Consider the following 24,877-nt stretch of genomic DNA (forward strand, 5'->3'; position numbering starts at 1 on the left):
AAGCCCTGCTTAAAAGCAAGGCTTTCTCAACAATCTGAGCACCTGAGTAAGGTGCTGTTTTTGCGTTTTCTTTGCACTTTCCCCTCCAAAAGGGTAAAGCGGTTCCAATGCTGCAAGGACGCAACTTCTGGCGGAAGAGCGAAGTGAGATTTTATTACTTAGTTAAAATTTAAACAAAAGAAATAGTTGCCACGGAACCAAAAAAGTCGTATAGTGTTTCGTGTGATAAAATTTCGTGTACGAAACATTATGTAGGAAAGGAGTGCATCATGAATAGACCATTGCATATCCGGGACTTGCTGAAACGTTTAAATAAAACTTTCGGCACAATGGCGACGAAAGAGCTGTGCAAATACGGGCTAACTGTACCACAACTCGTTGTTATTCGGCAAATCTCGATAGAACCAAGAACAATCGGGCAGATCAGTAAAGCCGTTGACCTTTCGTATAGCACTGTTTCTGGAATCATTGATCGCCTAGAGAGAGAGCAATTGGTGGAGCGGGTCCGGGATGAGAATGACCGGAGGGTTGTCTGGATTCGGAAAACGGAGAAGATAACAGAACTGTTCGAAAAGGTTGATCTTTTATCCGGGGAAATTTACAAGCAGCATTTTAACAGCTTTTCCGAAGAAGAACTCAATAACATTATTAACTCTTTAGAAGCGTTGGTTACCAAACTAGAAGAGATAGAAAGCTGAGGAGAAACCATGAAGCGAAAACTGGTATTGTATGTCATTTTGCTCCTGATCGTGGTGGGTGGTGGCGGCATCGGTTACTACTACTGGTATCAAGGCGCACATTATGTGACCACACAAGACGCTCGTATTACAGGAGATATTTATCGTGTCATGCCAAAAATGACAGGCAAGCTGACCGGACTCGCTGTAAAAGAAGGCGATACTGTAGTAGCCGATCAAATCGTCGGCCAACAAGATACTACGAACATCGCAACGAACCTGTTGGAAAACAGCGTGCTGCGTGCGCCTATTACAGGAACAGTGATTAAGACACAAGCAAAAGAGGGTGAGGTTGTATCCACAGGTACTTCCGTTGCTCTCGTTATCGATGAGAACAAATTGTACATCTCCGCAAACCTGGAGGAAACTGAGATCGCGCGTTTGAAATTGGGCCAAAAGGTTGACTTTACCGTCGATGCTTACCCAGGAAAGCAACTGAGTGGACATCTGATGGAAATCGGGAAAGCGACTAACTCTACTTTCTCCTTGTTGCCTGCGACCAATACAAGCGGTAACTTCACGAAAGTCACCCAGCGTATCCCAATCAAGATTGCCATTGATGACACTGCTGGCTTGCATCTGGCAGCAGGTCTGAACGTCGAGATCAAAGTGCATGTGAAGGAGATGTAATGATATGAAAAACAAGCATTGGAAAACAATCGGCGCCGTGCTGACAGCCGTTTCGCTGATCACAGCTGGCTGTAGCGAGGCTTCATCTGGTACGACAGATGAAAGTGTGCCGGTCGTAAAAACATGGAAAGTCACCTCTACTCAAACAGGTGTCATTGCCAGCGGTAAAATCACAGCTGCTGAAGAAATCCAAGTGGTTTCCAAGGTTTCCGGTAAAGCAGCAGCAGTCAATGCAAATGAAGGCTCCGTGGTCAAACAAGGGGACGTCCTGGTGACCTTGGAAGCATCAGAATATCAGCAGCAAATCGTTCAAGCACAAGCAGCGATTGCTGGAGCGCAAGCAAAACTGCGCGATACCAAAGCAGGTGCCCGCAATGAGCAGCTGCAGCAGCTCGCAAGTACTGTCGAGCAAGCAAAAGCGAGCTTGAAGGTAGCAGAGAGCACGTACAACCGTATGAAAGCTCTTTTTGACTCCGGTGCATTGTCGGCGGCAGAACTGGAGAAAACAACACTGGATTTGGAGAAAGCACGCACCACGCTGGACCAAATGCAAGCACAGTACGATCTGGCGAAAGCAGGTCCAACCTCTGATACCGTTGCAGCCCTGCAAGCAGAAGTTAGCCGTTTGAACTCCAGCCTGGAGCTGGCAAAAACCAACTATGACAACACGATCGTCCGTGCACCTATTACAGGTATCGTAGCAAAACGCAACGTGGATCCAGGCGAGATGGCCGCAGCAGGCTCTCCTCTTCTGGTATTGGTGAAAATGGATGAGGTTAAAGTAGAAGCAAGTGTTCCACAAGAACAGATCAACAACGTAAAAGTAGGCTCGACTGTCGATGTAAAAGTAAGCAGCTTGGGTGGCAAAGTGTTGAAAGGAAACGTGGAATTCGTGTCTCCGATCTCTGATGCCAACAGCAGCTCCTTCCCTGTAAAAGTACGCGTGCCAAACCAAGACGGTCAGCTGCGTGCTGGTATGGTCGCAGAAGTCATGCTGCAAGGTCAGGCTGAGCAAGGAACAAAAGTACCTTCGACAGCTGTCCTGCAAAAAGACGGCAAGCAATACATCTACACCGTGGATAATGATGTAGTTCACCAAGTAGAAGTAACTGTGAGCGGTACAAATGGCGACTGGGCAACCGTTGCGGCGGGTGTGAATGACAACGATCAAGTGGTGCTGAATCCGACCGACAAATTGGCTGAGGGCACTAAGGTGATCGCAAACTAACGGGGGTGAGGACATGGCGGAAGCGGTGGCACAGAAAGAGGAAAAGAGCGGAAGCGGCGGAATGTGGTTGTCCCTTCTCGCTATCCTCTCCGGAACCTTCGTCGCGATCCTGAACAACAGTTTGATTAACGTTGCTCTCCCTACCATGGTGAACATCTTCGGTTCGACGACTGAAACCATGCAGTGGGTACTCACGGGATACATGCTGGCGAACGCTGTCATGATCCCGATGAGTGGCTCTTTGTCCGCGAAGTTTGGAGCAAAAAGAGTCTTCGTTTTATCACTTACGTTCTTTACAATCTCATCGGTGCTGTGTGCACTGGCATGGAGCGATTCATCGCTGATTGCGTTTCGTGTAATCCAGGGCGTCAGCGGCGGTATGATCATGCCGCTCGGGATGTCCATGATCTACATGATCGTACCACGCGAAAAGATCGGGATGGCTTTAGGGATTTTCGGGATTGCCTCGATGACAGCGCCTGCTCTCGGGCCGACGCTGGGTGGTTACCTGATTGAGTTTTTAAGCTGGCAGTTTTTGTTTCTGGTAGGTGTACCGTTCGGGATTTTTGCGGTCATCATGAGTAGTGTTTTGTTGAAAGAAACACCGAAAAAACCGGATCTGAAGTTTGACTATCTGGGAGCCTTTTTGGCCATCCTCGGCTTCGGTACTTTGCTTCTCGCGTTCAGTAAAGGGCAGGCGGAAGGATGGACGTCATTTTTTATCGTGGGTCTGTTCTTCGTCGCGATCATGAGTCTCGCCCTGTTTATTTGGGTAGAGCTGGGGAAAGAGCAGCCATTGCTTGATCTGCGGCTCCTCAAGATTCCGGTGTTTACGATCAGTATTTTGACTTCCGGTTTCGTGATGATGGGGATGATGGGCGGGGTTTTCCTGATGCCGATCTTCCTGCAAAACGTTCAGGGAATGACGGCAATGGAGTCAGGGCTTCTCTTGATGCCTCAGTCCATTGCGATGGCGATCATGATGCCGATCAGCGGGAAGCTGATGGACAAATACGGTGTAGGCCCAATCGGTCTCGTCGGTTTGTCGATCATGACCGTAACGACATTCGAGCTTCACAAGCTGGCATCGGACAGTATGCATGAATGGATGAACATGATTTTGACCATTCGTGGTCTGGGGATCGGCTTGTGTATGATGACTTTGTCAACGGTCGGGATGAACGCAGTACCGCGTACCCGCGTCGGTGATGCGTCTCCACTTTCCAACGTACTCAGACAGGTTATGAGCTCCTTTGCCATTGCGATTCTGACCGTGATCATGCAGGCGCGTCAAACGTTCCATATGGCGTCGATCTCAGACAACATGAACACAGACGTTGCGACGCAGCTGATTGGTGGCCTTTCAGGGCTGTATACGCAGGTCGGAGTAGACGCAGCCAGTGCGCAAGGGGGAGCCAGTACAATTCTCTATGGAATCATGGCGAAAGAAGCTTTGGTAGAGGGAATCGGGGATACCTTCCTCATCTCCACTATACCCATCGCGCTTTCCCTCTTCCTGTTGTACTTCTTGCACAAGAAGCCAGAGAAGAAGAGCCCAGAAACACCGAAACAAGAAAAACCTGCTGCCTAAAAAAGCTGCAGATAAGAACAGCCTGTTGAGGATGCTCAGCAGGCTGATTTTTGTTTGTGTGAATCATATTAGAGCAATATCAATGAAGTGGGCTGTGAGATTGATTGATGGTTATCAAACAATGTGAAGGCTGTTGGCTTTGATCCATTCTTGAGACAGTGCAGCAGCTCCAGCGCTTCTTCTTGGACACGCTTTACATGAACCGAACAACAAGTCTAGCTGGCCGAGGAAAAGAGGGAAAAAGCGAAGGCATTAGGGACACAGCCCAGGCGGAGTGGAAAAAAACGGAACCTGCCTTTAGCGTCCACCTCTGAACAAGCATCCGAGAGCCAACCACTTTGGACGCGGGTTCCGGTTTTTGGAACGGAGCCGAACAGGGATGACACCTGCGCAAGTGGCCCTACTAACAGAGCGGTTTCCCTCTTTTCCTCCCCTCCACTACAGCCACTCCGATAGCTAACAAACAAAAAAAGCCTTCCGCCGCCCCAAAAAGGAACAAACGAAAGGCTCTTGATTTTTCATTCAAGCATGCTAAGAAGTAATAGCTTTCGCAATCCAGTACACGATTCGCCCAACGATGTAGCCAAGCAAAATCGTCCACCCGATTTTGGACCAGACACTCAGTCCCTTTATCCATTCACGCAAGCTTTTCCGGCGTTGTGGTTGATTGTTCAACAGAGCTCACTCCTTTGGCGGGTTGATTGTAACGAATGAACAGATAGATACCGGCAATAATGATCAGACCACCGATCCATTGAGGAGGAGTCACGACTTCACCCAGGATGAAGTATGCCAGAATCGCAGTGCCGATTGGTTCTCCCAGGATTCCCATGGAGATCGTAGTGGTGTTCAGCCACTTGATGATCCAGTTGAAAATGGAGTGGCCGAGCAAGGTCGGGAACAGAGCCAGACAGAAGAACCAGCCCCAGTCAGCAGCCGGATATCCAGCCAGTGGATAGCCCAGAACCAAATCGTAGGCAACGAGAATGACGCTAGTCGCTGAATACACGACCAAGGTGTAGGCAAAGGAAGACATGTGCTGGCGGACATACTGACCCACGAGCCAGTAGCCTGTCACGGTTACAGCGCCGAGCAAGGCGAGAAAATCTCCCCACAGGGCCATTCCCCCTACACGAAAATCCCCCCAGCCGATGACGAAGCTGCCCACGATCGCCAGCAGCCCACCTGAGAGTGCCAACAGCCGGACACGCTCGCCGAAGAAGAAATAGCCTCCGATAAAGGCAAACAAAGGCTGGAGCGTAACCAGAACCGTAGAGCTTGCTACCGAGGTGTAGTTTAAGGATTCAAACCAGAGCAGGAAGTGGCTCGCTAAAAACGCTCCGGACAAAATACAGAGAAGCCATACTTTACGGCTAAGCTTCCCGATTTCCGCCATTGCTCCGCGGTTCCACAGCAGAAAAGGCAGCGTGAGCAAGACGGAGAACACCAGCCGATAAGTGGCGATGATCGGAGCAGGAGCATGAGACAGTTTGACAAAAATCGCCGAGGTGGATACGGCGACAACCCCCAAAAATAGAGCAAGATAAGGGGGAAATACTGGTTTTTCCAAGGATGGTTCCATTAGTGCACCTTCTTATTATGTGGAGAATCACGATGTTTTCTATTGTAACGTCAGGCTGAAAAATTCACAATGTTATGCTTACCCAGCTGGTTGAAAGATTTACTTTTAAACGGGAAATCCTATAAGCATGAAAAAAAGCATCCTGATATTCGCAGCCCTGATTTTGTTCACTACCGGTTTTCCCGTTCGCAGCAATGCCATTCCACTAACACCCATTCAGGTGTTGATCGATGTAGGTCATGGAGGTGTGGATTCTGGCACGTCATTTGGAGACTTGCTTGAAAAGGACATCAATTTGGCAATTGCCAAGCAGCTGTATCAAGAGCTGACGAAAGCTGGGTATCGCGTGGCGTTGAACCGTCAGGAAGACGTAGCGCTTAGTGATGACAATCGTTGGCTGAATTCGCGTTTCCGGCATCTTCGTGATCTTGCGCAGCGCAAAAATTTGGCAAAAGAACTCGTTCCGCAGATGATGCTCAGCCTGCACGTGAACTGGTCCAAGGACAAGCAGCGCCGAGGCCCGGTCGTTCTGTACCAGAGCAATGAACAAAGCTACATGCTGGCGCAGCTGATTCAGGACTCCTTGAATAAGATGGCAGGCACGCAAGACAAGCCAGTGAAGGGAGGAACGTATTACGTTTTGCGGCACACCTACTGTCCGACTGTCATCGTAGAGATGGGGTTCATCAGTAATGGCGCTGATCGCGAAATGCTGACCAGTCCCAAAGGGCAAGAAAAAATCGCTCAGGCGATCAAGACAGCCGTGAGCGAATACGCCATTTTAACAGGGAACCTGAAAATGGAGGGGAGGATCGAGGAAAGCTTTTGGAAGGGGCTAATGGAGCGATTGACGAACTAGCTTGGAAATCGTAATAAACTCGGCCTCCTTCTGCAAGCGCGGGATATACTGGCGCAGAACGGAGGCCGTTTTCTTTCCAGGCGGTCCGACATGCCCGATCGCGACGGTCAGCGGCATGGTGTTCATCCGTTTGCAGATTTTTTCCATTTGTTGCGTGATGTGAGGGACGGAGTAGACATCATCGAGGAAGATCTGGTTTTCTGCATACGGGACTCCCATTTCTTTGGCTAGCTTGATTGCGACGCTTTTGTCAGTCGTCTTGCTGTCCAGAAAGATGAGACCGCGCTCCTTGATGACACCCATGATGATGCGCATGATGTGCTCATTTGCCGTGATCTTGGAGCCCATATGGTTGTTCATCCCGATCGCATGGGGAACGTCATCGATGGCTTTTTGCACCCTGCTCTTGATCTCTTCATCTGATAGGTCAGCTGTAATGGCGCCTGGACCTAGCCACGATTTCTTCCCTTTGTTCGGCTCCATCGGCATATGTACGAAAACATCATGTCCCTTTTGATGAGCAAGCTCGGCATCCTGCTTGGTGCTAGGCATAAAAGGCATGACAGCAACCGTCAGAGGAACAGGAAGCGCCAGCATCTCTTCTGTGCCAGCCATGTTATTTCCGAAGTCATCGATGACAAAGGCGACGACCTTTTTGGGTGAGATCGGTTCAGCGGCATACGTCAGTGCGCTGGTGCAGAGAAAGAGAAAAACGGCGCTCAAGAGGGAGATGCAAACTCTTCTTTTCATTACATACATGGGATCGCCTTCCTTCTGTTTTTTCATTAGTCTGTTCAAGCTGGGCAACCTTTACCCGAGAACTTCCCTAGGCTTGGCTTCCATGTCCACCCTATGTTACGATTAAAGATAGTAGTTTTGTGACGAGAGGGGTCGGATTGCTTGAGCCATTTTGTGTTGATTGACGGAAACAGTATCGCCAATCGTGCGTTTTATGCGTTACCGCTCTTGTCTACATCGACAGGGCTGCATACCAATGCGGTGTTAGGATTTACGACGATGCTGCTGAAGGTTATAGAGGAAATGAAACCGACTCACATCATGGTTGCGTTTGATGCGGGCAAAGTCGTGTTCCGCCACAGTGAATATGCCGATTATAAAGGAGGGCGTGCAAAAACGCCGCCCGAGCTATCTGAGCAGTTTCCGTTGATTCGCGAGCTGCTGGATGCTTTCTCGATTCAACGTTTTGAGCTGGAAGGCTATGAGGCAGACGATATCATCGGCACCTTGACGAAAAGGGCAGATGAACAAGCCTGGAAAACGACTGTCATTACCGGAGACAAGGACATGCTTCAGCTGGTATCAGAGCATGTTTCTGTGGCGTTGACACGCAAAGGTGTCAGTGAGATCGAGCTGTACACGCCTCAGGAGATTCAGGACAAGTACGGTCTTGCGCCTTTGCAAATCATCGACTTAAAAGGGCTGATGGGTGATACGTCAGACAACATTCCCGGCGTTCCAGGAGTGGGGGAAAAGACGGCGCTGAAGCTTTTGCACGAGTACGGCTCTGTCGAGGAAGTCTTGGCGAACGTCGATCGCGTCTCGGGCAAAAAGCTGCAGGAAAACTTGCGTGAAAATGTAGACAAGGCCAAGATGAGCAAGGAATTGGCTACGATTTTGCGTGAAGCGCCTGTCGAGCTCAACGTGCAGGAGACTGGGTACGACGGTTATGATGGCGCGTTGTTGAGCGAGTTTTTTAAACGGATGGAGTTCAAGTCGCTCCTGTCCAAAATCAAGGTGGATGCACCTGTAGAGGGTGAGGGTCAAGCCGCGAACGCTGCTCCTTTCCATTTTGAAGTCGTAACGGAAGAATCGGCTGCGAAGTTTGCGGAAAAGCTTACCTCTCCCATGGCGTTCTACGTGGAGATGGATGGAGACAACTACCATCATGCCCCGATCATTGGTTTTGGGCTGTCGGCAGATGACGTCAATCTGTATGTTCCCTGGGATCAGGCAAAGGAATGGAAGGCATTTAGCCAATGGCTCGAGGACAGCACAAAAGAAAAATGGACGTTTGATGGAAAGCGTGACACAGTAGGGCTCGCTTGGCACGATCAGGACATCAAGGGGATCGGCTTTGACGTTTATTTGGCATCCTATCTGCTCAATGCGACAGAGAGCAACCCGACGCTGGACTCGATCGCTTCCCAGTACGCGCAGGTGCGGGTACGGTCGGATGACGAGGTCTATGGAAAAGGGGCTAAGCGTCTCTTGCCGGAAGAGGACGTCATCAGTGAGCATGTCGCGCACAAGGCAGCGGCAATCTGGCAGAGCGTGCCGGTCTTGCGTGAGCAGCTGGCAGAAAACAAAATGAATGAGCTGTTAAATGATCTGGAAGCGCCGCTCAGCATGGTGCTTGCCCTCATGGAAAAGCAAGGCATCAAAGTCAATCGGGACCGCCTGGCGCAAATGGGCGTAGATCTGGACGCCAAGCTGGAGGGGCTGACCAAGCAGATTTACGAGCTGGCTGGACAGACCTTCAATATCAATTCACCGAAGCAGCTGGGGGAAATCCTGTTTGACGTTTTGGATCTGCCCGTTCTCAAAAAGACCAAAACCGGTCCTTCGACGAGTGCCGATGTCCTGGAAAAGCTGTCGCCGTACCACCCGATCATCGATGCGATCTTGACCTTCCGTCAGCTGGGCAAACTGCGTTCTACCTATATCGAAGGCTTGACGAAAGAAATTCACAGCAAGTCCAGCAAGGTGCACACGCTGTACAATCAGGCGACGACAGCAACGGGCCGCCTGTCCAGTACAGAGCCAAACCTGCAAAACATCCCGATTCGCATGGAAGAGGGGCGGAAGATTCGCGAGGCCTTTATTCCTTCCGAGGAAGGCTGGTACATGCTCGCAGCAGACTACTCTCAGATCGAGCTTCGCATTTTGGCGCATATATCCGGAGATGAGAACCTGATCGATGCGTTCCAAAAAGGCATGGACATTCATACGCGCACGGCGATGGATGTTTTCGGAGTGGAAGAAGGAGAAGTCACCTCTCTGATGCGCCGCCAAGCCAAAGCGGTCAACTTTGGAATCGTATACGGCATCAGCGACTACGGACTTTCTCAAAACTTGAATATCACCCGCAAGGAAGCCGGGGATTTTATCGAACGCTATTTCTCCGTCTTTTCCGGCGTCAAGCTCTGGATGGAGGAAATCGTCAAGCAGGCCAAGCAGGATGGCTTTGTCACGACGCTTTTGAACCGCCGCCGCTACCTGCCTGACATCCGCAGCAGCAACTTCAATCTGCGTTCCTTTGCCGAGCGGACCGCGATGAACACACCGATTCAGGGAACGGCAGCAGATGTCATCAAGCTGGCGATGATTCGCATGCAGGACAGCTTGCAGGAAAAAGGCCTCAAGAGCCGGATGCTTTTGCAGGTACACGATGAATTGGTGTTTGAAGTTCCGCAGGATGAGCTGGAAATGATGAAGCAGCTTGTGCCAGAAGTCATGGAGAGCGCATTGAAGCTGGATGTTCCTCTCAAGGTGGATGTCAGCTTCGGACACACCTGGTACGAAGCCAAGTAATTGTTCTTGCAACCAAGAGAGATACAGCGAGAGGAGGGAGCCTGATGCCAGAATTACCAGAGGTAGAAACGGTTGTCCGTACGCTGACCGGGTTGGTAGTGGGCAAGACCATTGAGCGGGTCAGTGTGCATTTGGGCAGAATCATACGGACACCAGATGATGTGGAAGAATTCAAGTCGCAGGTGGCCGGTCAAACCATTCATGCGATCAAGCGCCGAGCGAAATTCATTCAATTTGTTTTGGATCGGGATGTGCTCATCTCCCATCTGCGGATGGAAGGACGTTACGGTCTGTATCAAGCAGAGGAGCCCGTGGAAAAACATACCCATGTCGTTTTTCACTTTACGGATGGCACGGAGCTGCGCTATCGGGATGTGCGCCAATTTGGGACGATGGATCTATTTGCGCTTGGAACGGAAACAACCGCGGGCCCATTGGCTAAGCTGGGAGTAGAGCCCCTGGACGAGGGCTTTACAGCGGCAGCCTTCAGCAAGCTCCTGAATGGGCGGTCGACAAAAATCAAGCCGCTGCTGCTGAATCAGGAATGTATTGTGGGGCTGGGGAATATCTATGTGGACGAGTCACTCTTTCTAGCTGGTATTCATCCCGAAACCCCAGCAGGCAAGCTGACCAAAAAACAGGTCGTTCGCCTGCAAGAAAGCATTGTTGCCACGCTCTCTGAGGCAGTAGAACAGGGCGGAAGCTCCATCAAGTCCTATGTCAATGGTCAGGGGGAGATGGGGATGTTCCAGCAGTCTCTCAAAGTATACGGGCGCAAGGATGAGCCCTGTGTCCAATGCGGTACGCCGATTGTCAGATTTGTCGTTGGAGGCAGGGGCACGCATATTTGTCCTGTTTGCCAGAAATAGTAAATGACGTTTTTCTCGGAGAGGAGGATGTGCATGATATTAGGATTGACTGGTGGAATCGCCACAGGAAAAAGCACGGTAACGGGTATGCTGCGCGAGCGTGGCATTCCTGTCATTGACGCGGACCAGATTGCTAGAGAGGTCGTAGAGCCAGGAAAGCCAGCCTACGAAGCGATTGTCCGTCATTTTGGCCGGGAGATTTTGCTCGAAGATGGACAGATTGATCGAAAAAAGCTCGGTGAGGTTGTATTTTCGGATGAGACAGAGCGCCAAAAGCTGAACGCGATCGTCCATCCCGAGGTGCGTCGTGTCATGCGCGAAGAAGCCGAAGCGGCAGAAGCGGGCGGGGCTGAGATTGTATTTATGGACATCCCTCTCTTGTTTGAGAGCAAACTGCAGCACATGGTGGAGAAAATTGCGGTCGTGTATGCACCTGCCGACATGCAGCTCGCCCGAATGATCGAGCGGGATGAGCTGGAAGAAGAGCAGGCGCATAAACGGTTGCGGGCGCAGTTTCCGATTGATCAGAAGAAATCGGAAGCGGATTTTTTGATCGACAACTCAGCGTCGAGAGAAGAAACAGTCAAACAGGTTGAGCAAATGCTTGCTGTGATTCGAGCGGAGTTGAAGTCATGAAGCCAGGACGGCGGGCAGCGTTGATTTTGCTCATTTTGATGAGCGTCTTCCTGCTGCTCAATACTCCTTTGGTCTGGAAGTGGATGTATCCCATCAAGTTCCAGCAGGAGATCGTTACAGCATCAAACAAGTACAACGTGGACCCCTATCTCATACTGGCTGTGATCCGTTCGGAGAGCAGCTTCAAGACGGACCGTGTATCAAAAAAAGGAGCGGTAGGCCTGATGCAAATCATGCCTGATACGGCAGCATGGATTGTTCAGCAAGCGGGCTTTAAGCCAAAGGACAACCAGTACCTGTACGATCCGGTCATGAACATTCACATCGGTACCTGGTATTTAAATTTCCTGTTGGAGCGGTATGAGGGAGACTTGGTCAAAGTCATCGCCGCCTACAATGCAGGCCCGGGAAAGGTCAGTGGATGGCTGTCAAACGAGCAGTGGAGCGGTCAGCGGGAGCACATCGAGGACATCCCGTTCGGAGAGACGAGACAGTATGTGCAACGCGTTCTTTACTATCACGATCGGTATAAAAAAGTATATGGGAAAGATTTGCAGTGAAAGCCGCTTCCTTTCAAAAAGGAGGCGGCTTTTGTCTTGGGGAGGGCACGCCTGACCAAAAAAATAGGAGGGGGAAATCGTCCAAATATTTATTTTTCAGTAAAACACATTGATAATTGTGTCATACTTATTATAATAAAAGTATCAGATAAGTGTAACTCAATTGCGAAAGGGGTTTCTATATATGACAATCAAAATTGGTATTAATGGTTTCGGCCGTATTGGGCGCATGGTATTCCGCCGCGCTATTCAGGACCCCAACATCGAAATCGTCGCGATCAACGCCAGCTATCCTCCAGAGACGCTCGCGCATTTGTTGAAATACGACACCATTCATGGACGTCTGCAGAATAAAGTGGAAGTACAAGACAACAAGATCCTGGTCGATGGGAAAGCAACTGTTGTCCTTTCCGACCGCGACCCGCTCAAACTGCCTTGGGGCGAACTAGGTGTAGAAATCGTCGTAGAAGCAACAGGCAAGTTCAAGGACCGCGAAGGCGCTGGCAAGCACCTGCAAAGCGGCGCGAAAAAAGTAGTCATCACTGCTCCTGCTAAAGAGGAAGATGCGACAATCGTGATGGGCGTGAACGATTCGATCTACGACCATGCGAATCATCATATCGTCTCCAACGCTTCTTGCACGACCAACTGCCTGGCTCCCGTGGCAAAAGTGCTGAACGATGCTTTCGGTATCGAGCAAGGCCTGATGACAACCATTCACTCGATCACAAACGACCAAGTCAACATCGACAATCCGCATAAAGACCTGCGTCGTGCTCGTGCTGCCGGTGAATCGATCATCCCGACTACGACAGGTGCTGCGCGTGCGGTAGGAAAAGTACTGCCAGAGCTCAACGGCAAGCTGAACGGCTTTGCCCTGCGTGTACCGACTCCAAATGTTTCCGTAGTGGATTTGGTTATCAATACAAAAAAACCGGTTACCCTAGAAGAAGTAAACCGCGTTCTGCGCGAGGCCGCTGAAGGCGACATGAAAGGCTATCTGGAATTCTGCGATGAGCCGCTTGTTTCCAGCGACTTCAACGGCAACGAGAACTCCTCTATCGTAGATGGACTGTCTACGATGGTAATGGGGACCAACCAAGTGAAGGTCATCTCCTGGTACGACAACGAGTGGGGCTACTCCTGCCGCGTTGTAGACCTGGTGCGTCACGTTTCCGAAATGCACAATCAAGTTGCCAGCAAAGAAGCTGCTGCTGCTGGCGTAAACTAACTCAAGAAATAGCAAACCCCTTTGCGCAAACGAGGCAAAGGGGTTTTTCCATCATGGAAGGTCATCAGGTGGGTTCGTCTCTGTCTGCGTACTGGATACATCGCTCATGCGGAATAAATCATCATCTTCGAATCCAACTACAAACAGCTGGAGATTCGCCTTGAGATCGAGATCATAGGGATGGAGGACATCGTTTCCTCTCCCGTCCTTGATGATGCGAACAGTTGGACGGTGGGAATAATCAGGATCTACCCGACTGACGACGCCTACCTCGCCCGTACCCAGCACGACGCTGCTCCCGATGGGGAAGACCGCGATATGCTTGATAAAGGCATTGACGAGATGGTGCTCAAACAGATGACCGCCGGAACCGAGCAAATACTCCAGAGCGTCCTGCGGCATGTACCGCTTGCGCCAAGGTCGAGGGGAGGTCAAAGAATCAAATACGTCTGCAATGCCAACGATCTGGGCGTACTCGTGAATCTGCTTCCCTTGCAGCCCCTGAGGGTAGCCGCTGCCGTTCAGTCTCTCGTGGTGCTGGAGACAGACGTGGGCAGACAAGAGGGATATGTCATGCTGCTTTCTCAGCAGATTAAAGCCGTGGCGGGTATGCTCTTTCGCGATTTCTTTTTCTTCTGCTGTCCATTGCTCTTCCTTCGCCAGCATTTCCTCTGGCAGACTCAGCTTGCCGACGTCGTGAAGCATGGCGCCGACCCCCAGGTCTATCAGTCGCTGCCGGTTGTAGCCGAGAGACATGCCTACAGCAGTCGAGAGCACGGCCACATTGACGGCGTGATGGTACATAGACGGAGAATGCGAAGAAATGTTGGTCAGGTGACCGATCATTTGCTTGTTGAGCAAAAGGTCATCCAGGATTGAGCTGAACGCCCGCTGAAAATGCAATCCCATTTCTTTTAATGAAATTTTCCGGGCGAGCTTGTTTGAGTTGGTAATCTGTTTGAACGTTTTCTCGATGGCTTCCACAGCGATTTGCCGTGTCTGTGGACGGATAACCTCTTCCACCTGAATGTCTGCTGTGCGAGGATCATCTATATAGACAGCGTCAACCTTGGACCTTGTCAGACCCGAAATAAGACGTTCAGTCAAGACCATACCCGTACCTAACAACACTTTTCCATCTTCTGTGAAAATGGTGCGACCCAATTTCATTCCTGGCCGAACCTGTCTTAAAGATACTAACCTCATTCCAATCCCTCCAACAATACCCATATTGTACTCCATTCGACTTATGCTTTAAATAGGTACAAGGATTGACTTGACTTCTGCAGGGAAATTGAGGGACACTGTAATCAAGGATTGTCCGTACTGGAGTTGATCGTTGCGATGCGTTGTCCATTCTGTGAATATAATGGGACTAGAGTCCTAGATTCGCGTCCGTTTAATAATAACAAGTCCATCCGCCGCCGTCGGGAATGTGAGCAGTGCGAGCGCCGCTTTACGACCTTTGAAATGGTGGAGGAAACTCCCTTGCTGATTGTCAAAAAAGACGGCACACGTGAGGAATTCAGTCGCGAGAAGGTTTTGCGCGGTTTGGTGCGCGCCTGCGAGAAGCGTCCTGTTTCACTCGAAGTGCTGGAAAATGTAGTGAACGACATCGAAAGGGAGCTGCGCAGCTGCGGGCAGGCAGAAGTCCCAAGTAACGATGTTGGGGAGAAAGTCATGGAGCGTTTGTACCACGTTGACGAGGTCGCTTACGTGCGCTTTGCTTCCGTCTACCGTCAGTTCAAGGACATCAGTGTCTTCATGAAGGAGCTGGAGGAGCTGCTTTCTCAAGCGCGAAACAGTCAGACTCCTTTTACAAAGGAATAGAAGAAGACATCAGGGAAACAACTGTTCATACCACGCCCTCGCGGTAATTTTGCTAGGGTGTTTTTGGCTTTCCATTGGATTTGCGCACGTAGTAGGAAGAGCCATGCTATAATAGGGAAACGAAAATAGTCAGGAAGGGAAGAGCCCATGCGTCGTTTAGTTTGGAACGAATTGTTGCCAAAGGATCGTTTTTTGGCGAGGGTGGCGAGACCGCTTAGTTTTGCCGAAATGGGCTATGTCACGCAGCTGTATTTGCCGATCATTGGTGTCGAATCGTATACGCTCTACCAGCTGCTGGTACATGGCGTACAGGAAGTGAGCGGTGCTTCAACCGAAGGGACACATCGCAGCTTGATGCTTTCCACGTCTCTCTCCCTGGATCGGCTGCTGGATGCAAGAGAGCGTTTGGAAGCCATGGGACTCTTGGAGGTACGCCGGAGAGAAAACCTGCAGCGCGACTACTACTACGATTACCTGGTAAAGCCGCCGCTGACACCTGGCGAGTTTTTTGGGGATTACGTCCTTTCTCTCATGCTGTTAAATAAAATTGAAAATATCCGCTTCCAGCAGCTGCGGGAGCAATATGCTGATGCAGTAGCGACACAGCTGGATCAGGAATATACCATCGTGGAAAATGTAACGAAGGATTTCCATGAAGTTTTTCAATCGTTGAAGCCTTCTGAGCTGGAAGTGAAAAAAGGTTCGGAGCGGGAGCAGTTTTTGACGAAAATGGAGTCGGACTTCCCACCTGCCGCGATGAAATCTGGTTTTGAAGCACAAGTTCAGCATCCGCTCAGTGTATCGTCGCTGCGCCTGTATTTGCCAGACAATGCAGACGCATCCAAAGTTTTGAGCGGTTCGAGTATGGAGTTTTTATACTTGCTTTGCCACTTCTATCAGATGGACAGCTGGGGCATGGGACAGGAGCTGCGCGATTGGACGCTGTACAAGCCGGATCGCAGTCTGGATACGGAAGTGCTGCGCAAGCGTTTGATCCAGCGCTATTCAGAGGACAAGCTGTATCGAGCTGCTCCAGCAGACAGTGCAGGTGCAGGCGAGGATGACTGGGGACCTGGTCAATTGCCAGAGCCGGGCAGTGAAGCGTTCGTGCGTGCCTGTCGGGTGCTGTCGCCGCTGGGACTCCTGGAGCGAGTCGTCGGCGGCAGAGTGAGCAAAGTCTTTCTGGATCGCGCGGAGTCGCTCGTTTTTACAGACGGGATGCAGCCGGAAGTCGTGAATGCCCTATTGGTACACACACTGGCTAGTATGCAGATGGAACTGCCAAAGGCGTACATGGAGACCATCCGGGACAGCTGGAAGGCGAAGCGGATCGCTACGGTAGACGAAGCGGTCAAGCAAATCGTGGAACGCGCCGATCAAAGAGCGCAGTCTGTGGAAAAGGCGAAAGCTCCCAGAAAAGAGACAGGTGCGGTGCGGCGAAATGGAAAAGCCGTTTTGCAGGACAAGCTCCCGGCATCTGTAGAATGGCAAAGAGAGCAGGAGAAGAGTGGTCAGCCAGCAGCCAAAGGAAAGCTGATTTCGGATGACCCTGAGCTTAGCAAATTGCTGGAATCCATGCGCAAGAGTCAGAAAGGAGAGTGATCGCTAGATGGAATCTGTAGGTCAATTTATGAAGGAGCTGGCAAAGCGCACGCCTCGTCAGCTCTTGACTCCCGATGAACAGCTCGACAAAATGTTTCGCTCCAGTGCGTATTTGCAAGCTTTTTCCCAAGAGCATCCCGAGTTGACTCGTGACGATTACCTGCGTTCGCTCTCCAACGTGTACACGGCTGTGAAAGAGCAGTACTGGTGCGAGCGCTGCCCGGGCTTGACGGAATGTCCGAACCTGGTCAAAGGCCACCGGACGCAGCTTGATCTGATGAGTACCACGATCGTTAGCGCGATTGCTCCCTGTAAAAAGCAGCTCTCTCATGAGGAAGATCTCAAGCGCAGACGGATGATGCGCAGCTACTACGTGTCAGAGGAAACGATGTCTGCGAGCTTTGACAAGCTGGAGCATGATGCAGGGAATCGTTCGGCAGTGGCGGCAGCGATCCAGTTCTGCAACCAGGTGGGAACAGGAGAACGAGCGAAAGGCTTGTATCTGCACGGTTCTTTTGGTGTAGGAAAAAGCTATCTGATGGGGGCCATCGCACGTCAGCTGTCGGAGAACCATATCGCTTCCTTGCTTGTCTATGTACCCGATTTCATCCGCGAAATGAAGGATTCCATCTCGGACCAGTCTTACGTGGGCAAGCTGGAGCTGTTAAAAGAAGTGCCCGTGCTGATCCTGGATGATATCGGTGCGGAAAATCTTACGCCGTGGGTGCGTGACGAAATTTTGGGTGTGATCTTGAACCAGCGGGCAAACAATCATTTGCCGACTTTGTTCACCTCCAATTATTCGCTCGAGGAGCTGGAGGAGCATCTGTCGATTTCCAACGGCAACCGGATCGAACGGACCAAGGCAGCTCGTATCATGGAGCGCATCCGTCACTTCGTAGATGTTCACGAAATTTTACGCAAGAACCAGCGCCTAGAGGGTTGAGGAGAAGAGGCGCGAGAGGTGCCAGTACGTAATGGCGAGCACTTCTCGCGCTTCGTGGTACGGTGTGACGAGTACCTGCGAGTGAACCCCGACAGGTGAAGCGGTGTTGTATCCAAGGGATTTTGCCATCGTCATAGCTCTATACAAATGATAGTCGTGACTGATGATCAATGTGTTTCTGATAGGATGAGTAGCCAGAACCTGCTGACCATACAGCAGGTTTTCGTATGTAGACGTGGATTTTGACTCCAGGAGGATGTGCTCTGCCGGTACACCATGCTCGATCAAGTACTCTTGCATGACGGCGGCCTCTGTCCGGCGCTTCCCTTCCCCCAAACCTCCCGTGACGAGTAGCGTGGAAACGTACCCTTTCTGGTAGAGCCAGAGGGCTTTCTCCAGTCTTTCTCGCAGACCTGGGCTTGGACCGTCTCCCCACACGGCGGCACCCAATACGATTCCCACATCTGCCTTATGCGGTACGGCTTCCTGCATCGTCGCTTTGATTTGATAGATGACATAGCCAGACCAGATTCCTCCGATTCCGATCAGTATGCTAAGGCAAAAGAGGAGCCTTCGCATCCAGCCTGGTTTTTTGCGTGTCTTCACGATTTTTTCCTCCTGGCAAAGCTTTTGTGTGGATTTCCCGATGAACCATTTGCTCGCTTCTTCTAAGGGATAAGACGGTAAAACCGGAGCAGGGTTACAAGGTTTGACACATGACAGGCACAAATAATTAGTAAATTATTTTTCGCAGAAGCCGATATAGTAATCGAGGCATGGGTTTTACGAGAAGCAGATTTCATACTTGCGGGGGAGGCTAGCAATGTTCTGGAAAAAAACGACGCTCTTGTTACTGGCTATCTTGCTCTTGTGCGGGGCTGGAAACGCTGGAATTGGATACGCTGCGGACGAAATCAGCAGATTGGTCCTATCGAAAAATGAAGTGACATTGGAAATGGGAGATTCTACTGCATTGACGGCTACGGCTGTTTATGTGAGCGGAAAGGCCGAGGAAGTCACGATCACGACAGATTGGACAAGTCAAAGTCCAGATATTGCGGCAGCTTACGCGGGCCGAATTACGGCAAAAGCCGTTGGTAGTACGACAGTGACAGCTACATATATGGGAAAAAGCGTTCTCGTAACGGTAACGGTTACGAAAAAGGTCAAAGCGCTGACGCTGGACAAGCAATCGCTGAACGTGCAGATCGATGAGGATCCGGCACCACAGCTGGAGCTCACTGCGCTTTACAGTGACGGCGATTCCGAGGATGTAACGGTCAAAGCAGATTGGTCTATTGACAATACAGCGATTGCAACGGTCATTAACGGGAAAGTCAAAGGCATAAGCTCCGGTATGGGTATCATCACCGCGAAGTTCGGCAGCCAGTCGACTGCGATCCCGGTCAACGTAGAGATCGCTCACAGACTGGAGCCGAATAAAAACCAGGTATCGCTTCTTCTGGGCGGCTCCGAGCAGATCACGCTGCGTGCCATTTACCCAGACGGCAGCGATGCACTTGACGTAGCGGCGAAAGCAGAATGGTCCTCGGACAATCCGGCTGTAGCCGATGCACTTAAAGGGAAAATCACGGCCTATGGCGCTGGGAAAGCGACCATCACTGCCAAATACGGTACGAAGACGGCAACGATCACAGTGGATGTCGATACGACACAAAAGCTGGAAGTGAACAAGCAAAACATTTTCCTGCATGTAGGCAAGGAAGAAAAGATCGATCTGCTGGCTACCTATGCCAATGGAGATGGCAAACCGGTTGATGTAGGAAGCAAAGCTACGTGGACATCTAGCAAGGAAGAGGTTGCTTACTACAGCAACGGCTACATTCGCGCTGTCTCTTCCGGAGAGGCTGTCATTACGGCGAGCTATGGAGGCAAAACGGTTCAAATCCAGGTTGACGTAGAAGTACCGCGTGCACTGGACATTGTTCCGTCCTACCTGGTGATGAAAAGCGGAAACAGCGAGTCGGTCATCGTAAAAGCGTCTTTTGCGGGAGTGGCAGATTCCGAGAATATAACCGATAAGGTCACATGGTCTTCTGACAACGAAGATGTTGTCTTTGCAAAAGGCGGAACAATCTCCGCTTACAAGGCAGGTTCTGCTACGATCACGGCCAAATATGGCGAGAAAACAGCTACACTGGCTGTCGATGTCGATGTGCCGCAAAGTCTGACAGCAGACGTGACGACAGTAGCGATCCCGGTAGGTGGGGCGAAGCAGGTCACGATTACGGCTGCGTATCCGAACAGCGACAAGAGTGAAGACGTCACGCAAAAGGTAACGTGGACATCCAATGCTCCTGCGATCGCCAGTGTGCGCCAGGGCTTGATTACAGGGGTTGCGACAGGGGCGACGACAGTTACGGCTACCTACGGCAATCGCACCGTGACCATTCCGGTTTCCGTCGGTGTCCTGAAGAGCTTGACCATCGACAAGCAAAAGCTGGTCATGGGCAATGGCAAGAGCGAGACGGTGAATGTGACCGCTGCTTATGCGGATGGAACCTCGAAAAACGTGAATGAACAATCAGCATGGACTACTGCTTCTGCTGCGGTTGCGGAAGTAGACCAAGGGAAAATTACGGCAAAAGGCCCAGGTAAGACGACCATCACGGCTACTTTTGATGGGAAATCCGTAAGCGTGGCTGTGGAAGTCGATCAGGCAACGACATTGTCTGTTGACCCACGCCTGTTGATTCTCACCCTGAACGAATCGGCTGAAATCAAGCTGACAGCGACAGACTCTGCTGGAAATACAAGCAATGTGACGACTGACGCAGAATGGGCATCTTCCGCTATCAAGGTTGCAGACGTAGCCAACGGACGTGTAACGGGCTTGTCGAACGGGCGTGCAACGATCACCGCGAAATACGGTGGAAAGTCCATTACGGTTCCAGTTGAGGTCGGAATCGTAACCAAACTCGAAGCAGACAAACGTTATGCAACGATCAAATCCAACACCACGTCGCAAATTACCTTGACCGCTACATTCGCGGACGGACGTACTCTGAACGTCACTTCGCTGGCGGATTGGAAAACGAGCAACTACAAGGTAGCGGATGTATCCAAAGGCTTGATCACAGGCCGTGCTTTCGGGAAAGCGACCATTACGGGGAAATACAATGACAAGAGCGTATCGATCCCTGTGGATGTAGACACGCTGAAATACTTGAAGACAGATGTTGTCCAACTGGTCATGGCCAAAGGCGAGACCAAGCAGGTAACAGCGACAGCGACTTATATGGACAGCTCTGAGCAAAACGTAACCAAGCCTGCTCTGTGGACTACCTCGCGCCTGCTCGTGGCAGACGTAAAGGATGGAATCATCAAGGCGACAGGCTCCGGTAAAGCAACGATCTACGTCACCTATGGTGGAAAGAAAACCCCGATTGTCGTAACAGTCAGGTAGTCATAGGCAGGCGAGAACTCGCACATAGAGGACAAAGAAGCCAGTCAAGCGTAGGAACGGAAGTCCAATTGTTAGACATACCTAACAGTTGGAGCTGAGGTTCATGCTTGACTGGCTTTTCTTTTACTCATCGTATCTGTCGGAAGGCTCCAGATAAACTGCGATCAGATTTTAAAATGTCCGATCTGGCTTTGCAGCTCTTCAGCCATTCGTTCCAGTGACACAGACGAGGTAGCAATCTCCTGCATCGATGCCAGCTGTTCTTCGGCTGCGGCAGACACGTTTTGTGTACCGTCAGAAGCAGACAATGTCACTTGGGAAATGTGGTTCATCAGCGTTACGACGAGATGTGTACGAGCGGAAATATCTTGGGTGGCGCCGGAGACCTGCCCGATTTTTTCCGCGACTTCTTCGATTGCCGATTGAATCCTTTCGAAGGAGTGTCCTGCTTCGTACACTTTCTCAATCCCGTCTGTCACTTCGCGTTTGCTCTTGTCCATGACGATGACGGCGTGCTCTGTTTCCGATTGGATAGAAGCAATCAGTGTGGTGATTTGCTTGGCGGAGAGGGAGGACTGCTCCGCGAGCTTCCTGACCTCGTCTGCTACCACAGCAAAGCCCCTTCCTGCTTCGCCCGCGCGTGCTGCTTCAATCGCAGCGTTGAGAGCCAGCAAATTGGTCTGGTTGGAGATGGCGGTGATGACCTCCACGATGTTCCCGATCTCTTGGGAGCGTACACCGAGCCGCTCTACCACTGCAGCCAGATCGTGAATGGACTGGCTCGAAGCATTCATCTGGTGCACAGCAGACTGGATGGAGCCGTTCCCCGTCGAGGCGAGATCGGCCGTTTGACGAGCAGCCTCCGAGACCTTTTGGGAGTAGTCGGCAATCTGGGTGATCCCCAAAGACATTTGGTCGACGGCTTCCGTGCTTTCCTTGGTGTAGGAGACCTGCTGCTCCGTGCCGACAGCCATCTCCTGCATGGTAACGGCAATCTGCTCGGTCGCTTTGCTGGTCTGGTCTGCACTGGCAGAGAGCTGCTCTGCGGAAGCGGCGAGCTGTTGGACGTTATCGTTGACCGCATGGAGGAGCGAGCGCAGCGATTGAGCCATATGGTTGAAGCTTTTCGCCAAAGTCCCGAGCTCGTCGTCGCTGCTTACCTGCACCTGCTGAGTAACGTCGCCTTCGCTCATTTTCTGTGCGGCTTCGGTCAGCTTGCGCAGAGGGCGAAGCATGGATTTCAGGATGAAGTATACGGCCAGGCTGCCAATCGCCAGTGCGACAGCAATGACGAGCAAGGTCTTGTAAAAGATAGAGCTGGCAGCTTGGACAGCTTCTGCCTCGTACATGACGGCCATGAGCTTCCAGCCTGTTTTTTCGTTCGTGAGGTGAACGGCTTTGGCTGCCTGATTTGCATCTGAGAAGGAGAAGATGCCTGCTTTTTCACCGTAGAGCGAGCCGATCCAGGAGGTAGCAGCTGGCGTGCCGGCTTTACCGGTGGGATGGATCAAGTATTGCTGGTTCTTGTCAAAGATGGAAAGGTAGCCTTTTTCCCCGATCTTCGCTTGCTTGACCGTCTCGTCGAGTGCAGACAGCAGGATGTCGATACCGAGCACACCCGAGCCATCAGGCAGCGTTCGAGCCAGACCAATCACGATGTTTCCTGTGCCAGCATCGATGTACGGATCGGTGATGATGGTCGTTTGCAGCTGTTGCATGGCTGCCTGGTACCAAGGGCGTTTGCGAGGATCAAAATCGGACGGGAGCTTGGTATCCGTAGAGGTCAGCATGCCACCTGTCTGGTCCCCGATGTACACCTCCCCGATCTCCGGATGCAGGGCATGGAAGGTCTGCAGCTTTTTACGGGTAATCGAGCGAGTAGACTCCAGCAAGTCGGCTTGGCCCAATTCAGAGGAGATGAGCTCCACATCGAGAGACTGGGAATCCAGCGTCTGTGTCAGCAGCTCGTCCACCAGGCGCACATTTTCCGAGGCTGTGGTCAAAAGCTCAGTCTCCAGCTGATCTTTGGAGCTCTGGTAGGAGAGCCAGCCAAGGGAAAGAAGCGGAATGATAAGGATTGCGGCAAATGCGGTGATCAATTTACTCTTGACGGTAAGTCTGGGTGTTTTCATCTGAACGGCTCCCCTTACAAGCATGTCTATGTTGTCTTTTCCTACTATCCATACCCGCTATATTGATGGCTTCAAACCTGAAAACTCGGAATTGTATTTATAGATCTTTATTTTGGAGAAAGGGGGATAAACGGGGGGAGGAAGTCATTTTTTTCGCTTGCAGCGTACGAAAGTATATGCTATACTAAATTCACAAAAGCGAGCGGTAATCGCTGGGAATATACATATGGGGCATTAGCTCAGCTGGGAGAGCGCTACACTGGCAGTGTAGAGGTCAGCGGTTCGATCCCGCTATGCTCCACCATATGAAACGTAGAAAAAACGGCAGAGATGCCGTTTTTTATTGTGCTCCAGACGTTATATGAGCATCTCTACTTAACCTAAGACACTTCAATTTTATGGAGAAAAGAAAAAAGCGCAGGGGATAAAATATCTCAAAGAAAATCGCCCATTTACAAACCGACGGTCGGTATTTATAATTGCCATATAGACCCAAATGCCTGACGTAAAGATAAAAACTAGCCTGATTAGCGGTACTTATTCGTCTGAAGTTCAGAATGAATCGATACAGGTGTCGCGCTGCATCAAAAGCGGCAAAATCGCTGAGGAGTATCGTGATACTTCTCGTTCTGGGGCCAGTCTTCGCATCGCCTCTACGGCTACCGCCCATTGTGATGGTTGATCGTATACCTCTTGGCAGTGAAAGGCTTCTGAAAGGCTGAGGACAACAGCGAATTGAATAAGGGTCTGACACTCGTCACGTTCCTTAAAAAGAAAATTCCTACAGGGAGAGATTAAAATGGTGCCTTTTTACGTGCTTGTCGGAACTTTTCTGCTGTTCAAAATTCTTGGGCTAATCGGTTGGACCTATTTCGAAGGGTGGCATACCTCGCTTCAGGGGGCGGTAGCCGTTATGCTGCTGCTTACCGCTTCTGCCCACTGGGGGGCAAAGCGTCCTGACCTAATCCGCATGGTTCCGCCGATTTTTCCGAAGCCGGGTTTGATCGTGACAGCTACCGGGCTGCTGGAAATTGCCGGAGCCATCGGCATTCTGTTCCCTGCCACCTCTCAGGCGACTTCCATAGGCTTGGCGGTACTGCTGGTGGCGATGTTCCCAGCCAATGTGCGGGCGGCAAGAGAAAGCTTAACGATTGGGGGGAGACCTGTTCCTAAGCTTCCTCTCCGTATAGTGCTTCAGGTTGTCTTTTTAGCAGCAGTATTGTTGGCGGGGTAAACATGTGGCTTGCATGATTTTCTCATTATAAAAAACGATGTTCTAAGTGCTTTGTTCATTACCTGTCGTTTAGCTTTTTTCGGATTTATGGGCAGTGAAACAAATCACTGCGGGAGAGCGCTACATGGCAGTGTAGAGGTCAGAAGTTCGATCCCACTATGCTCCACCATATTGTCTAAAGATCAGAAACCTTGATATTTCAAGGTTTCACAGGCTGTCGATAAAGTCGGC

At 50.9% G+C, this 24,877-nt stretch carries 21 protein-coding genes and 1 tRNA gene; 16 read left to right on the forward strand and 6 right to left on the reverse strand.

Going from position 1 to position 24,877, the window contains the following annotated elements:
• The first annotated feature begins 269 nt into the window (after positions 1-269).
• The 4 genes from EDM55_RS23095 to EDM55_RS23110 are packed head-to-tail and all read left to right on the forward strand — an operon-like array spanning position 270 to position 4,186.
• A complete protein-coding gene (locus tag EDM55_RS23095) occupies positions 270-698 on the forward strand; it encodes a MarR family winged helix-turn-helix transcriptional regulator (RefSeq protein ID WP_092266100.1) in 429 nt (142 codons plus the stop codon).
• 9 nt (positions 699-707) lie between these two features.
• Entirely contained in the window at positions 708-1,367 is a 660-nt protein-coding gene (locus tag EDM55_RS23100) for an HlyD family secretion protein (RefSeq protein WP_092266099.1), read from the forward strand.
• 4 nt (positions 1,368-1,371) lie between these two features.
• On the forward strand, positions 1,372-2,595 hold the full coding sequence (locus EDM55_RS23105; protein ID WP_092266098.1) for an efflux RND transporter periplasmic adaptor subunit: 1,224 nt from the start codon (positions 1,372-1,374) through the stop codon (positions 2,593-2,595).
• Positions 2,596-2,608: 13 nt separating this feature from the next.
• Positions 2,609-4,186: a DHA2 family efflux MFS transporter permease subunit gene (locus tag EDM55_RS23110; protein ID WP_122961486.1), complete on the forward strand. Its 1,578-nt coding sequence runs from the start codon at positions 2,609-2,611 to the stop codon at positions 4,184-4,186.
• Between the two features lie 531 nt (positions 4,187-4,717).
• On the opposite strand, the gene EDM55_RS30445 is transcribed toward EDM55_RS23110, so the two are convergent.
• Both EDM55_RS30445 and EDM55_RS23115 read right to left on the reverse strand, forming a co-directional pair.
• A complete protein-coding gene (locus EDM55_RS30445; RefSeq protein ID WP_170184525.1) occupies positions 4,718-4,861 on the reverse strand; it encodes a hypothetical protein in 144 nt (47 codons plus the stop codon).
• Entirely contained in the window at positions 4,824-5,768 is a 945-nt protein-coding gene (locus tag EDM55_RS23115) for a DMT family transporter (RefSeq protein ID WP_092266096.1), read from the reverse strand. Before EDM55_RS23115 ends, EDM55_RS30445 begins: the two co-directional genes overlap by 38 nt.
• A gap of 127 nt (positions 5,769-5,895) precedes the next feature.
• Here EDM55_RS23115 and EDM55_RS23120 point away from each other — a divergent pair, with 127 nt between their 5' ends.
• Complete coding sequence (locus EDM55_RS23120; RefSeq protein ID WP_122961487.1) at positions 5,896-6,627, forward strand: N-acetylmuramoyl-L-alanine amidase family protein; 732 nt, start codon at positions 5,896-5,898, stop codon at positions 6,625-6,627.
• Here the strand turns inward: EDM55_RS23120 and EDM55_RS23125 are convergent.
• Positions 6,604-7,386, reverse strand: a complete 783-nt coding sequence (locus tag EDM55_RS23125) for a divergent polysaccharide deacetylase family protein (RefSeq protein WP_122961488.1) — start codon at positions 7,384-7,386, stop codon at positions 6,604-6,606. The two genes, EDM55_RS23120 and EDM55_RS23125, sit on opposite strands and share 24 nt — an antisense overlap.
• A gap of 141 nt (positions 7,387-7,527) precedes the next feature.
• Here EDM55_RS23125 and polA point away from each other — a divergent pair, with 141 nt between their 5' ends.
• From polA to EDM55_RS23150, 5 genes are all read left to right on the forward strand, one after another.
• Entirely contained in the window at positions 7,528-10,179 is a 2,652-nt protein-coding gene (polA, locus tag EDM55_RS23130; protein WP_092266093.1) for a DNA polymerase I, read from the forward strand.
• Positions 10,180-10,223: 44 nt separating this feature from the next.
• Positions 10,224-11,048, forward strand: a complete 825-nt coding sequence (mutM, locus tag EDM55_RS23135) for a DNA-formamidopyrimidine glycosylase (protein ID WP_122961489.1) — start codon at positions 10,224-10,226, stop codon at positions 11,046-11,048.
• 27 nt (positions 11,049-11,075) lie between these two features.
• Positions 11,076-11,684, forward strand: coding sequence for a dephospho-CoA kinase (coaE, locus tag EDM55_RS23140; RefSeq protein WP_092266091.1), 609 nt, complete (start codon positions 11,076-11,078; stop codon positions 11,682-11,684).
• Positions 11,681-12,244 carry a lytic transglycosylase domain-containing protein gene (locus EDM55_RS23145; RefSeq protein ID WP_092266090.1) on the forward strand — a complete coding sequence of 188 codons (564 nt, stop codon included), beginning with the start codon at positions 11,681-11,683 and terminating at the stop codon, positions 12,242-12,244. The genes coaE and EDM55_RS23145 overlap by 4 nt, the downstream gene beginning before the upstream one ends.
• 184 nt (positions 12,245-12,428) lie before the next feature.
• The gene (locus EDM55_RS23150; protein WP_122961490.1) at positions 12,429-13,475 is read left to right on the forward strand and encodes a glyceraldehyde-3-phosphate dehydrogenase; all 1,047 of its coding nucleotides are present in this window, start codon (positions 12,429-12,431) and stop codon (positions 13,473-13,475) included.
• A 51-nt stretch (positions 13,476-13,526) separates the two neighbouring features.
• Here EDM55_RS23150 and EDM55_RS23155 read toward each other — a convergent pair whose 3' ends face one another.
• On the reverse strand, positions 13,527-14,681 hold the full coding sequence (locus EDM55_RS23155; RefSeq protein ID WP_122961491.1) for an HD-GYP domain-containing protein: 1,155 nt from the start codon (positions 14,679-14,681) through the stop codon (positions 13,527-13,529).
• A gap of 138 nt (positions 14,682-14,819) precedes the next feature.
• Between EDM55_RS23155 and nrdR the strand changes: the two genes are divergently transcribed.
• The 3 genes from nrdR (at position 14,820) to dnaI (ending at position 17,853) form a co-directional block, all read left to right on the forward strand.
• Positions 14,820-15,305, forward strand: coding sequence for a transcriptional regulator NrdR (gene nrdR / locus EDM55_RS23160; RefSeq protein WP_092266087.1), 486 nt, complete (start codon positions 14,820-14,822; stop codon positions 15,303-15,305).
• A gap of 147 nt (positions 15,306-15,452) precedes the next feature.
• The gene (locus EDM55_RS23165; protein WP_092266086.1) at positions 15,453-16,907 is read left to right on the forward strand and encodes a DnaD domain protein; all 1,455 of its coding nucleotides are present in this window, start codon (positions 15,453-15,455) and stop codon (positions 16,905-16,907) included.
• 7 nt (positions 16,908-16,914) lie between these two features.
• Entirely contained in the window at positions 16,915-17,853 is a 939-nt protein-coding gene (gene dnaI / locus EDM55_RS23170) for a primosomal protein DnaI (protein ID WP_092266085.1), read from the forward strand.
• Here the strand turns inward: dnaI and EDM55_RS23175 are convergent.
• Positions 17,842-18,459 (reverse strand): YdcF family protein, encoded by a 618-nt coding sequence (locus EDM55_RS23175; RefSeq protein WP_246071142.1) that lies wholly within the window; start codon positions 18,457-18,459, stop codon positions 17,842-17,844. The genes dnaI and EDM55_RS23175 overlap by 12 nt on opposite strands.
• A gap of 217 nt (positions 18,460-18,676) precedes the next feature.
• On the opposite strand from EDM55_RS23175, the gene EDM55_RS23180 reads away from it, so the two are divergent.
• Complete coding sequence (locus EDM55_RS23180) at positions 18,677-21,280, forward strand: Ig-like domain-containing protein (protein WP_122961492.1); 2,604 nt, start codon at positions 18,677-18,679, stop codon at positions 21,278-21,280.
• Between the two features lie 164 nt (positions 21,281-21,444).
• Here EDM55_RS23180 and EDM55_RS23185 read toward each other — a convergent pair whose 3' ends face one another.
• Positions 21,445-23,412, reverse strand: a complete 1,968-nt coding sequence (locus tag EDM55_RS23185) for a methyl-accepting chemotaxis protein (protein WP_122961493.1) — start codon at positions 23,410-23,412, stop codon at positions 21,445-21,447.
• Positions 23,413-23,640: 228 nt separating this feature from the next.
• On the opposite strand from EDM55_RS23185, the gene EDM55_RS23190 reads away from it, so the two are divergent.
• Positions 23,641-23,716 (forward strand) — tRNA-Ala (locus tag EDM55_RS23190).
• 495 nt (positions 23,717-24,211) lie between these two features.
• Positions 24,212-24,646, forward strand: a complete 435-nt coding sequence (locus EDM55_RS23195) for a DoxX family protein (RefSeq protein WP_122961494.1) — start codon at positions 24,212-24,214, stop codon at positions 24,644-24,646.
• Positions 24,647-24,877: the final 231 nt, after the last annotated feature.

Origin of the sequence: Brevibacillus centrosporus, from assembly GCF_003710815.1 — a bacterium.
GTDB classification, from domain to species: Bacteria; Bacillota; Bacilli; order Brevibacillales; family Brevibacillaceae; genus Brevibacillus; species Brevibacillus centrosporus.